General features: G+C 47.5%; 13 protein-coding genes. 9 read left to right on the plus strand and 4 right to left on the minus strand.

Annotated features, from left to right (window positions below):
* Positions 1 to 84: 84 nt before the first annotated feature.
* The 3 genes from fnr (at position 85) to ACR2PX_RS02075 (ending at position 2,157) form a co-directional block, all read left to right on the plus strand.
* Positions 85 to 843 (plus strand): fumarate/nitrate reduction transcriptional regulator Fnr, encoded by a 759-nt coding sequence (gene fnr / locus ACR2PX_RS02065; protein WP_433997696.1) that lies wholly within the window; start codon positions 85 to 87, stop codon positions 841 to 843.
* Between the two features lie 89 nt (positions 844 to 932).
* Positions 933 to 1,475 carry an adenine phosphoribosyltransferase gene (locus tag ACR2PX_RS02070; protein ID WP_433997697.1) on the plus strand — a complete coding sequence of 181 codons (543 nt, stop codon included), beginning with the start codon at positions 933 to 935 and terminating at the stop codon, positions 1,473 to 1,475.
* 154 nt (positions 1,476 to 1,629) lie between these two features.
* Positions 1,630 to 2,157: a hypothetical protein gene (locus tag ACR2PX_RS02075; RefSeq protein ID WP_433997698.1), complete on the plus strand. Its 528-nt coding sequence runs from the start codon at positions 1,630 to 1,632 to the stop codon at positions 2,155 to 2,157.
* A 5-nt stretch (positions 2,158 to 2,162) separates the two neighbouring features.
* Here the strand turns inward: ACR2PX_RS02075 and ACR2PX_RS02080 are convergent, their stop codons facing one another.
* Positions 2,163 to 2,498 carry a TraR/DksA family transcriptional regulator gene (locus ACR2PX_RS02080; RefSeq protein ID WP_433997699.1) on the minus strand — a complete coding sequence of 112 codons (336 nt, stop codon included), beginning with the start codon at positions 2,496 to 2,498 and terminating at the stop codon, positions 2,163 to 2,165.
* 435 nt (positions 2,499 to 2,933) lie between these two features.
* Between ACR2PX_RS02080 and ttcA the strand changes: the two genes are divergently transcribed.
* Entirely contained in the window at positions 2,934 to 3,854 is a 921-nt protein-coding gene (gene ttcA, locus ACR2PX_RS02085) for a tRNA 2-thiocytidine(32) synthetase TtcA (RefSeq protein WP_433997700.1), read from the plus strand.
* Positions 3,855 to 3,869: 15 nt separating this feature from the next.
* Here ttcA and ACR2PX_RS02090 read toward each other — a convergent pair whose 3' ends face one another.
* The 3 genes from ACR2PX_RS02090 to ACR2PX_RS02100 all read right to left on the minus strand — a co-directional run bounded on the left by ACR2PX_RS02090 (position 3,870) and on the right by ACR2PX_RS02100 (position 6,442).
* Positions 3,870 to 4,691, minus strand: coding sequence for a DUF547 domain-containing protein (locus ACR2PX_RS02090; protein ID WP_433997701.1), 822 nt, complete (start codon positions 4,689 to 4,691; stop codon positions 3,870 to 3,872).
* Between the two features lie 88 nt (positions 4,692 to 4,779).
* Complete coding sequence (locus tag ACR2PX_RS02095; protein WP_433997702.1) at positions 4,780 to 5,559, minus strand: DUF547 domain-containing protein; 780 nt, start codon at positions 5,557 to 5,559, stop codon at positions 4,780 to 4,782.
* Positions 5,522 to 6,442, minus strand: coding sequence for a glucosaminidase domain-containing protein (locus ACR2PX_RS02100; RefSeq protein WP_433997703.1), 921 nt, complete (start codon positions 6,440 to 6,442; stop codon positions 5,522 to 5,524). Before ACR2PX_RS02100 ends, ACR2PX_RS02095 begins: the two co-directional genes overlap by 38 nt.
* A gap of 529 nt (positions 6,443 to 6,971) precedes the next feature.
* Here ACR2PX_RS02100 and ACR2PX_RS02105 point away from each other — a divergent pair.
* From ACR2PX_RS02105 to ACR2PX_RS02125, 5 genes are all read left to right on the plus strand, one after another.
* A complete protein-coding gene (locus ACR2PX_RS02105) occupies positions 6,972 to 7,583 on the plus strand; it encodes a Yip1 family protein (protein WP_433997704.1) in 612 nt (203 codons plus the stop codon).
* A 60-nt stretch (positions 7,584 to 7,643) separates the two neighbouring features.
* Entirely contained in the window at positions 7,644 to 9,164 is a 1,521-nt protein-coding gene (locus tag ACR2PX_RS02110) for a protein kinase domain-containing protein (protein WP_433997705.1), read from the plus strand.
* A 63-nt stretch (positions 9,165 to 9,227) separates the two neighbouring features.
* Positions 9,228 to 9,740, plus strand: a complete 513-nt coding sequence (locus ACR2PX_RS02115; RefSeq protein WP_433997706.1) for a SprT family zinc-dependent metalloprotease — start codon at positions 9,228 to 9,230, stop codon at positions 9,738 to 9,740.
* Between the two features lie 424 nt (positions 9,741 to 10,164).
* Positions 10,165 to 10,401: a hypothetical protein gene (locus ACR2PX_RS02120; protein WP_433997707.1), complete on the plus strand. Its 237-nt coding sequence runs from the start codon at positions 10,165 to 10,167 to the stop codon at positions 10,399 to 10,401.
* The gene (locus ACR2PX_RS02125) at positions 10,391 to 10,930 is read left to right on the plus strand and encodes a protein kinase domain-containing protein (RefSeq protein ID WP_433997708.1); all 540 of its coding nucleotides are present in this window, start codon (positions 10,391 to 10,393) and stop codon (positions 10,928 to 10,930) included. Before ACR2PX_RS02120 ends, ACR2PX_RS02125 begins: the two co-directional genes overlap by 11 nt.
* Positions 10,931 to 10,984 lie beyond the last annotated feature (54 nt).

Raw genomic sequence — 10,984 nt, forward strand, 5'->3', positions numbered from 1 at the left:
TCTCGGAAAGCACAGACTTACACTTTAATGACATTTTCAATAGAATAGGCGCCGATTCCGCCAATACGACTTTGAGGCCACTCAATGACGTCCAAGCCCAATGTACGACAGCCGAGCCATGTGGCCTGTAGAGATTGCAGTCTCAGTTCCCTCTGCCTACCACTGGCATTGAGTCTACAGGACATTGACCAGCTTGATCGCATTATCAAGCGAGGCCGCCCTCTTAAGAAGGGGGAGCACCTGTTCCTGGAAGGAGATACTTTCACCAGCGTCTTCGCTGTCCGTTCAGGGGCTATTAAAACCTATACTGCCACCAATGAAGGTGAAGAGCAGATTACATCCTTCTATCTACCCAGCGAGATACTGGGTCTGAGTGGTATGGATACTGACGTTTATCCAGTCTCTGCACAGGCTATGGAAACCACCATGATCTGTGAGATACCTTTTGATCAGCTGGAAACTCTGTCCGATCGATTTCCGGAGTTGCGTCGACACATGATGCGACTGATGAGTAAAAAGATTCGGGAAGATCAGCAGATGATGATGCTGCTGTCCAAGAAAAATGCGGACGAGAGGATTGCGACGTTCCTGATCAATCTGGCCAGTCGCTTCCGTCGCAGGGGATTCTCGTCCCAGTCTTTCCGTTTGTCCATGTCCCGTAACGAGATGGGCAATTATCTGGGTCTGGCTGTAGAAACAGTCAGTCGGGTATTTACCCGCTTCCAGAAAAACGGTCTGATCTATGCGGTTGGCAAAGAGATTGAAATCCGTGACCCGGTTCAATTATGCTCGCTGGCGGGTGGAAAATCTGTCGATATAGAGCAGATTATCTCTACTTCATAAGCACTACTTAATAATCACAACCGGAACAGTAAACCGCTGTTCCGGTCGCATAACCTCACTTTGGCCAGGACGGACAGTAAGGCAAAGATATGATCGTTGATGAAGCTTATCTGAAATCACAGATTCGAACCGTGCCTGACTGGCCCAAACCTGGCATTCAGTTTCGGGATGTCACCACTATTTTCGAGAACCCCAAAGCCTGGCGTGCGGTCATGGACAGCCTGGTTCATCGTTATATGAGTATTGAATTTGACCGTATCGGTGCACTGGATGCCCGGGGCTTTCTTATGGGGTCTGTTCTTTCTTATACCCTGAACAAACCACTGATCCTGTTCAGAAAAAAGGGTAAATTGCCGCACAGCACCGTCGCTCAGGATTATGAGCTCGAATACGGTACTGCAACGCTGGAAGTTCATGCAGACACGATCCAGAAAGGTGACAAGGTCATTCTAGTCGATGATCTGATTGCCACAGGCGGCACTCTGCTTGCGGCCAGCCAGCTGGTAAACCAGCTCGGTGGTCAAACACTTGAAGCCGCTTCCATTATGGATTTACCTGACTTGGGTGGCTCAAAAAAATTACAGGAAGCCGGAATTCCTGTTTTCTCACTGTGTGAGTTTGAAGGGGAATAATCCCCTTCTTAACCTCCCTTCTTCATACTCGTTTTTAAACTTCACCACTGCACTATAAAAGGCCATCAGATAAATTCTGCTGTACTTCAGAATTTTTTGGGTGCTACGATAAACTGTGTAATGAAAATAATGCTCTAAGGCAAAGGAAAACCCGATGGGTATTTGTGCAAAGGAGCTGCGCCACTACGTTGTACGCCCTACCCTGAAACATTTGAGAATGTGGAGTCCTACTGCGGAAAATCTGTTGCTGGGAACAGCTGCCAGAGAATCCGGCCTGGGCTTTCATCTTAAACAGGAACATCATCAGGCTTTGGGGATTTATCAGATCTCACCCAGAATGCATCGCAATATCTGGGATCATTATCTGGCTAAAAAATCCGATCTTTCCAGCTTGATTCGGGGGTTGGCCAGCCAGAGAGAATTTCTGGCTCATCCACATTTGGAACTGGCGACCAATCTTTCATACGCCACCGCCATTGCCTGGATGATTTATTATCGAACGAATAAACCCATCCATAAGGTGCCCCATGATGATGTCCGAGCCATGGGAAAGCTCTGGCATAATTACTATCACCGACACCATCCAGGTCCTATCGAGAGTTTTGTTGATAGCTATAAAGCGTTAATTACGGATTCGGTTGAAACAGAAAAGTCATTATCAGAGAGTCTAAAGACTCCCTGATAACCTCAACTGGCCTGATCTCGTTTTTCAGCGCATTTGATACAAAGGTCAGCATAGGGCATGGCGACCAGGCGGGCTTCGGCTATTTCACCACCACAACCGATGCAGTAGCCGTAATCATCATGGTTCATACGATCCAGCGCTTTGTTAATAAGATTGAGCTCAGCCCGGGCATCATTTCCCAGCTGATCAATCACCTCATCGTTTTCCCTTTCCTGCGCTTGTTCTGACCAATCAGCATTGGCCCTGCGGGTAACGTCTTTCTTGATATTGCCAAGACGAACGTTTAATTCATCTCTGCGAGATAACAACCAGACTTTCAGTTTCTCGTATTCAGCCATGGAAATCCCCTGAATAAATGTCGACGATTATTCTGTGTATAAACGACTTGATGCTGAGTCCTTAGGCATGCTGTCCATTAGCTAAGCATAGCTTCAGTTAGCCATATTTCGACAGCTCATTCACAATAGCAGCCGTCGGTCCTTTGGAATACGGAACGATAAACAGGCAGGAGCCTGTAAAAACCCCTTAATAATTCAAATTACAGGGTTGTCTGTTGAGACTGTTGGAAACCATTTCCTTGGAGTTAATCGCAATTCTTTGTTCAGCCCGTCATTATCCCTAATGCCTATCCTGAAACCTTTGATTATAATGTGCTGAATTTTCGGGATACTGCCCGTTTCACATTATTCAAAGCTGAAAGCCAATCACTTCCACAACGCCTCCCATGGAGTTGATTTGAAGTCAGGTGCTTTGAGAGAAAAGACAGAGCCAAAATGCAGAGCCAGACAAAAAGCGAAAAAACCAACTTCAACAAGCTGCAGAAACGCCTGAGACGTGAGGTTGGGCAGGCCATAGCCGAATACAACATGATTGAAAACGGTGACCGCATTATGGTCTGTCTGTCAGGGGGCAAAGACAGCTATACCCTGCTGGACATTCTGATGAATCTCAAGACCTATGCGCCAGTCAACTTTGACATCATTGCGGTCAACCTCGACCAGAAGCAGCCAGGGTTCCCTGAGCATGTGCTGCCGGATTATCTGGAAAGCCTGGGCGTTGAGTACCGAATTGTCGAGGAAGATACCTACTCCATTGTCAAAGAGAAGGTACCGGAAGGCAAAACCACCTGCGCTCTATGCTCCCGCCTGCGTCGAGGCATTCTTTATCGCACTGCTTCTGAGTTGAAAGCCACCAAGATTGCCCTGGGTCATCACCGGGACGATATTCTTGAAACCCTTTTCCTGAATATGTTCTACGGTGGCAAGTTGAAAGCCATGCCTCCCAAGCTGGTCAGCGATGATGGCCAGCACACGGTTATTCGCCCTCTGGCCTTCTGCCGTGAAAAGGATATTGTTCGCTTTACCGAGTTCAAGTCATTCCCGATTATCCCTTGTAATCTCTGTGGCTCTCAGGAAAACCTTCAGAGACAGGCGATCAAAGCTATGTTCACCGAATGGGATAAGCGTTTTCCCGGAAGAATGGAAAGCATGTTCAGATCGCTGAGGAACGTAGCTCCGTCCCATCTGGCAGACAGCTCACTGTTTGATTTCAAGAATCTGACGACCGATGGCCAACCTGTTGAAGACGGAGATACTGCTTTCGACCCGGTCGATGTACCTCTGACCTATAGAGACGAAAGTGATGAAGATGAGAAGCCAGATCAGGCTTCCATGGTGAATATCGTCAACCTGTAAAACCCGGAAACTCTTTCAGCGGCGGTATTCGTTCAGCTTCCAGTTATAGTGGTAGCTGATTCCGCCCTGATAGTCCTCGATACGTTTGCGCATCTTGGGGTCTGAAAACCGCAGCAATTCTTTCATTACCCCGTCTTTGCCACCAAAATCGCTGCCATACCAATAAAAAATCTTTGATAACACCAAACGACCACCCACAAAGTTTACCCCCTTATTCTGATTAATAAATCGCGTTCCGGCTTCATCCAGCTGTGCTTCTATTTCGCTGGATTTATAAGTCTTTGGAGCAAGATCGGGACAACCAATACTGGCACAGTTGATGGCATAGTGAATTCTGGGAGTATTCCAAAGGGGACGGATGATGCGGTGTTCAATATCATGCAATGAAACAGGCTGCCCCTGAATATTTATCACCTTGTCTTTCCAGGGGCCTGTTCTGAACCAGCCTTTGCCCAGACGGGTAATGGATTTCACCGGATAATTCTTCAGAATCAGCTCTACTGTCAGGGCGTTATAAAGATTAATCCAGTAGGCCAGCTGCTCTTTCTTACGCAGTTCTCTGGGATCGATGCCTGACATCCCTTTTAAGTAGGTTTGCAATCTGGCATAGTTTTCCCGGCTTACTCCCCCGTAAACAAACACATACATTTTGTACTTGTCTGAATACCGAAGGTATTTATCAATAATGTACTGCCATTGGGAATGATCGACTTCCTGTCGATTACTTTCATCACTTTTATCCCAAAAGGCCCAATAATCCTTTTCCGGTGCAGCTTCAACCTGACCTGCCAAAAGCAGGGGAACAACTATAAAGAATGCTATCCAAACCGACCTCATCGATCCTCCGGGTCATCCAAACCTTTGTGGATAGACAGATTATCGGCTGATCTACTCCGTCATTTATCAAGGTTCGAACGATCGGATTTCAACGGCCTTTCTGATCATTCAAAGACCAGTCATAGCGATAATCAATGGGGCCGGTATACTTCTCGAGACGTTTCCTGAGTTGTTCGTTGGCATGGGCCTTCAGATGAACCAAGAGATCCTTTTGCGATCCGAAGTCTACGCCATACCATTCATAAACTCGCGATAGCACCAACCGGCCATCAACAAACTCAACCCCTTTCTCCTGGTTGATAAACCGACGGGAGGCCTCTGACAGCATCTTCTCCAGGTTCACTGCGGTGTACGGCTCCAATGCCAGATCCGGGCAGCCTAAGCTGGCACAATTCACAGCATAATGAATCCGCTTGTCCTGCCAGAGAGGTCTCAGGATTCGGTGCTCAATATCGTTCAGTGACAGTGACTGACCAGCCACCTTGGTGAGTTCCTGATCCCAGGGCCCAAAGGCATACCAGGGCCCCACCTTGGTAATGGACTTAAGCGGGTAGTTCTTCAGAATAAGATCGACGGTGAGGGCATTATAAAGATTGATCCAGTAGGCCATCTGGACAGCTCTGCTGTATTGGCGGGGATCAATGCGGGTCAAGGTTTCAATATACACCTTCAGGCGCTTCTTATCTTCAGACGTGACCTTGCCATAAGCCAGAAGCCGACCCTCAGAGTCAGGGGACACCCTGAGATAACGCTCAAGAAACTGCCCCCAGGCTGAATGATCAATCGACTTCAGAGATTGCTCATTACTCTTATCCCAAACCCCCCAGTATTCACTGGACGGGGCCGCCTGTAACTGAGGCGTCGGCAATATAAATAGTACCAATAGCCATAATATTGCTCTGGTCATCCCTCACCTCGTTGAGCTCTGTTAAAGGCTTTTCAAGATCGTACTTCAGCAAGCCATTACTCTCAATCATGGATATCAACTCTTCTACATAGTCGACCCCACGAATGGAATAGGAATACAGTCCCTGAGCCAACAAAGGACCCGTCACCGGCTCACCAACCACTCTTCTTTTTGAACGCAACTCCCTCAAACCATCATAATGATGACTGGTATTGAGGTTATGCATGTAGGAGCGAACCGATGCTGCCGGAGAGGAAAAGCTCCTTACTTCATAAGTAGCGCCTTCTGGACGTGCACCGGGAACCACACCACAGCCCGGGGTGAAACACCACTGGCCAAAGTAGTTGTTAGCATCAACAGCAAACCTTGAGGTGCCCCAGGCCGACTCATTCGCCGCCTGCACCAGAGCCAGTGAGACCGGAATTTCATCGACCCGGTTCAACAGATCATCATAGAGTTCATCACTGACTCGGAGCTCTTCATCCACTCTGAACTTTCGGGCAATGTCGATCAGCCACTTTTCTTCGGTTTCATGCAGGGCTGGCTTTTCCCTGAGCATTTCAACTTCTTGTCGAATACTGGCCAAACGCTCGTTCTCGTTATCAATCATTTGCCTCATGAAGGCAAAGAACTCACTTTTCTTTTTCTTGACGTCCATGATGGCAGCAAAGTCGGGGATGTCAGTTTGAATTTTTTTCTCAACTTTAACCACCTTCTTACTGACCTTCTTAACCTGCTCCACGACGGGTTCTTTGACAGCCTGAAAATCCCTGTTATACCAGCTAGCCAGAGCCACTGCCCCCGCCAGCAGCAAAAGAAAATAACGATCTAATTTAGTCATCATAGTGTCAGCACTGCTCCTGAGCCTACCCTGAAACAAACGACAAATTCCCGATTTACCCGTTCGAAAACGACTGTGTTATCGAAGCATGAAATCCAGATGCCTTTGTGGTGGCTGTTTCCTAAAAAAAATAAAGCCTCAGTCTACTCCCCCTGCCGGCCTTAACTGCGTTGACCTTAAACGGTCCGTCCTGTTCATCTCAGCTGTAAAACGTTCGACTGAGCAGAAAGGTTCACTCCAAAACCTCACCTGCAAACCGAAGATTCGACGCTTTTTGTGATGTTGATGAAGAAGGTTACCCGAAATACCAATGTAATACTTTACTTCATGAAAAAAATATGTACACACTGAAATCAAGGCTATCAAGCGATCCTGTGTAACAGGAAGTGCCTGGCTCATGTTGATCATGTGAGCCGATGCCTTCGCAGTGAATAATAATAACAACATATTAGCCGCTGTTTTGTAGCTGAATGCTAAACACAATGTAAGGATTACCAGCTACTGGTGTACAGCCCTAAATGGAGGTTGCACCATGATATTAAGCCATTTTTGGGGGCTTCTCTTTCATCCGGATGAAGAGTGGACCAGTATTCGGGAACACCCACCCGGTATCATTCGACTTTACCTGGGCCAGGTCATCTGGCTGGCAGCTCTGCCGGCAATATGCACTTACCTGGGCACCACACGAACAGGCTGGTCACTTCCGGGCAGTGATCAAGTGGTCAAATTAACCGAAACCAGCGCTGCAGCCATGGCTATTTTTGCCTGGCTGGCCATTCTGGCCGGTGTTGCCATCATGGGAGCATTCATTCAATGGATGGCTGAAACCTTTGGCAGCAAACCCAGCCTGACTCAAAGTGTTGCATTCAGTTGTTATACGGCTGCACCACTTTTTCTGGCGGGTTTTTGCGGCCTATACCCATCCATCTGGCTGACCATTGTTGCCGGCACTATAGCGTCTTCCTGCTCTGCCTGGCTACTCTATTCAGGTTTGCCGACTTTCATGCAGATACCTAGAGAACAGGGATTTGTCTATGCCAGCTCGGTATTGTGCATCGGGTTGGTGGTGCTGGTCTCCATAATGATCACGACTGTCATATTCTGGGGCATGGGCGTAGGCCCCGAATACATACAGGTACACTAAAGCTTTAGCTCTAACACCAGATGAATTAAGTAGTATCATCCGGGAACACTGTTTTGAGTCATGCCTGATTATTCAAATAACCCCATTGCCAGAACCCTGAGAGGGTGGATTTCACATGTACCCCCCTCCTCATCCCAAGGAACGCCTCAGGGTAACCAGGCTGGGCGCCGCGTACAAACAACCGAGGCCCAGAGAACTGAGGGCTTAAGCAGTGAGACGGGCAATCATCGTCAACATCCCTCACGATCCCTGAAGGATCGACTGGCAAACAGTTTTCTGGGGAAATGGTTCATCAGGCAACCTTCTGCACAACACCTGGAGCAGCGTCTCCAAACCAGAACATCTGAGGCATCAAATCCCTACATTGATCAACCCGCCCCCACTAACCCTTACAGCGAGATAGAAGATAACCCAACACTGCACTTTGAGAACCCCTATGTTAGCTCTGATACAGTAGAATCCGGTTCGGATTCACTTCACTATCTTGAACCCACTCCCGATGACCGTTACCTTGAACCTACGCCGTCATCAGAGCCTGAAACTGAACTCACGTCGCCTAATCTTTCCAGTGAGCACGAAGTCCATGATGACCAGCCGACTCCTGTCAGGCTATCCACTCTGAAAGAACAGATAGAACATGAGATTGGCGTCAAAACGACTCATCATTTCAAAGGAGCAGGAAAGTTTGGGTCTGTCGCTATGGCCATTCCTGACTCAGAAGACACAGTTCGCCCTATCCATGCACTGAAAACCACAATCAATGAGCGCAAATCCAGCGAGTTGGAGATATTGCAGCAACTAAAAGCTCAGCCTCACGACAATATTGCAGCGGTTAAAAGCACCTTTAGAAGTCAGGAACAAGTCAAAACAGTACAACAACAAGGTTATGCGGAAGGCATTGAGCTCGAATTTGTCGGCCAGAGTCTGGAAGATGTCCTTCGACCAGAGAGAAAACTGGGGATATTTTCTCATGATGAATTGCATAATCGAGAGACGATCAAGGCGGAAAGAGGGATTGAAGACAAAGGTGTAGCTCCTCTCGGTGGAGGATTACCGCCCGTATTATTAAAGAAAGTCGGTCTGGGTGTAGCCAGTGCCCTTAATCACCTTCATACCGCCGCTGTGCCGCCCATACTTCACATGGACCTGAACCCGGGAAACATTCTTCTGACAGGGGATGGAACGGTTAAACTGACTGACTTTGGAAACTCTGTTCAACTCGACGGTACAAACCTGGCAAACAGGAGCCTACAGTTGCACAGAGATTATACTGCTCCGGAAGTGACTTTGAGTGAGCTCCCCGCGCCTCAGTCTGAGATGTGGTCGTTTGGGAGCCTGCTCTACGAAGCTGCTACGGGTGAAAAACTCTGTCTGTTCAATCCAATGAGTCGTGATGTCCCCATAGAGGACCGATATGAAGTCATGAAAAGTTTTGCTGAGCTCGTCCTTGGCCATGAAAAACTGCAAAAGCCTGAAAGTGCCCAGCTGAAGGATCTTCTCAGCAAGTTATTGGTCATGAAGCCAGAAGACAGGTTGACCGCAGAGCAAGTATTAAATCATCCTTACTTGCAAGAGACATAAGTTGGCTGTACAGATACAATTCTACTGAACTATCCTCTATGAGTTTTTCTAACCTGTCTGTTTATGTTGAATACACAATGTCCCTACCTGCCTGCCATTGAATTAAGGACCAGTGAACTTTACTGTCTGGCTGAGCGGCATTTTCTTAAACGGTTTCCTCGCCCACAGATCACCCTGAACTTAAGAGGTGAAACGGCCGGCCAAGCCTGGACTGAAAAAAACCAGTTGCGCCTTAATAAACAGCTTTTCAAAGAAAACAAGGAGCATTTCCTGGAGCACACCGTTGGCCATGAAGTCGCACACCTCATTGCCCATCAGCTCTTTGGCAGAAACATCCGCCCCCATGGCAGAGAATGGCAATTCATTATGGAAGAAGTGTTCAGACTCCCTGCGCAAAGAACTCACAGTTACAACACCCGCAATGCCAGTAAACGACCATTTCTATACCGTTGCCGCTGTGATGGAAAGACGATTCCACTCAGTACCATCCGCCATAACAGAGCAGTAAAAGGCACAGTCTACCTGTGTACCCAGTGTCGGGAGCCTTTGACATTTGTTGAAAAGGTCAGCGGTTGAATCAGGATATTTAAACGATCAAGGATTAATATTTTCAGCCCTGGAAAACGGGAGTTGAATCTCATCAGATCGCTGATTCGATGCCAGAATAAGTCCGCTTATGTGAGATAAAAAAGCAAACCCTGGGAAATACCGTCTATCTTTTGGAGCGTTTCCTGCTCAAGTTTAATTTTCCTGGAAAATGATAGGGCGGGATAGCGGTACAAGCTTTATTCGCATCACAAGATTACAGGCGCTGCTTATGATGTCCCAAAAGGCTCTATGCCCACCAATGTTAATCTTATGTTTGTTTCATCTCCATCCAGCTCAAGCCGATATCGTCACCCAGTGCAGCTCTGAGTTCGCCAGTGTTGCTCAATGTGTGAGCACCGGATGCAGCCATTGCCTGAAAGATCTTGAGTCCACTGAGCAGACAGCAGAGCATATGGCTGAAGGTTTTTGTGCGGCATCCATTATATTTTCACCTCTGATTGCTATGTGTGCGGCTGCAACTGCCTCAATATCATATTGTAAACAAGCTATCGGAGCGGTAAAAAAAGACTGTCCCGGTGAAGAGGATCAAGACGAAAAGATTACGATTACTCGATACCCCTTTAAAACACTGGAGGTTTACGACCAGCCAGCCAGCCATCCTGCCCCATCAGTACATTATGATGTCTGAAGGAACTTATGCGACAAACAACAAGGCCATAGAAAAAGTTAACCCTAAAGCTGCCAGCCTTAGTCTGGGAGAAATGATCAAATTCAGAAACAGACAGGCAGCACAAGATCAGAAAAGTCGCGAACACAAACACTCAGAAAACTTTGCTATAGGAAAGGCCACCCAAGGGATAGATAATGCGATGCTGCATAGGGTTGCGAAAAGCATTGCCAGCGCACTCAACCATTTGCACACTGCTATGAATCCACCGATTTTGCATATGGGCGTCACTCCCGAAAATATTCTATTCACAGAAGAAGATACCGTTATGCTGACAGGGTTTGAGAAAGCATTGTATCTTTATTCTGACGGACTCAGAGACCAGCAGTACTTGCCCTTTGATTTCTGCACGGCACCCGAACTTCATCAACAAGGTGGACTTCCATCACGACAGTCCGATATGTGGTTATACCAATCGAATTTTCTAACTACCGTAATGAGCATGGCAAGCTGGACATCAGAGCAAGGCGGAACGACGAGTAATAGCTAGCTATTGCGAGGAGTTCCAACGCAGGGCTGTTGTTCAGATTGTCAGCACAATAGC

It is taken from the genome of Endozoicomonas sp., assembly GCF_051008435.1.
Classification (GTDB): domain Bacteria; phylum Pseudomonadota; class Gammaproteobacteria; order Pseudomonadales; family Endozoicomonadaceae; genus Endozoicomonas_A.

Bases quoted from the DNA above. Each gene is read 5' to 3' on its own strand.
- ACR2PX_RS02100 (WP_433997703.1), bottom strand. From the start codon at position 6,442: ATGATGACTAAATTAGATCGTTATTTTCTTTTGCTGCTGGCGGGGGCA.
- ACR2PX_RS02105 (WP_433997704.1), top strand. From the start codon at position 6,972: ATGATATTAAGCCATTTTTGGGGGCTTCTCTTTCATCCGGATGAAGAG.
- ACR2PX_RS02075 (WP_433997698.1), top strand. From the start codon at position 1,630: ATGGGTATTTGTGCAAAGGAGCTGCGCCACTACGTTGTACGCCCTACC.
- ACR2PX_RS02070 (WP_433997697.1), top strand. From the start codon at position 933: ATGATCGTTGATGAAGCTTATCTGAAATCACAGATTCGAACCGTGCCT.
- ACR2PX_RS02110 (WP_433997705.1), top strand. From the start codon at position 7,644: ATGCCTGATTATTCAAATAACCCCATTGCCAGAACCCTGAGAGGGTGG.
- ACR2PX_RS02115 (WP_433997706.1), top strand. From the start codon at position 9,228: ATGTTGAATACACAATGTCCCTACCTGCCTGCCATTGAATTAAGGACC.
- ACR2PX_RS02120 (WP_433997707.1), top strand. From the start codon at position 10,165: ATGGCTGAAGGTTTTTGTGCGGCATCCATTATATTTTCACCTCTGATT.
- ACR2PX_RS02080 (WP_433997699.1), bottom strand. From the start codon at position 2,498: ATGGCTGAATACGAGAAACTGAAAGTCTGGTTGTTATCTCGCAGAGAT.
- ttcA (WP_433997700.1), top strand. From the start codon at position 2,934: ATGCAGAGCCAGACAAAAAGCGAAAAAACCAACTTCAACAAGCTGCAG.
- ACR2PX_RS02125 (WP_433997708.1), top strand. From the start codon at position 10,391: ATGATGTCTGAAGGAACTTATGCGACAAACAACAAGGCCATAGAAAAA.
- fnr (WP_433997696.1), top strand. From the start codon at position 85: ATGACGTCCAAGCCCAATGTACGACAGCCGAGCCATGTGGCCTGTAGA.
- ACR2PX_RS02090 (WP_433997701.1), bottom strand. From the start codon at position 4,691: ATGAGGTCGGTTTGGATAGCATTCTTTATAGTTGTTCCCCTGCTTTTG.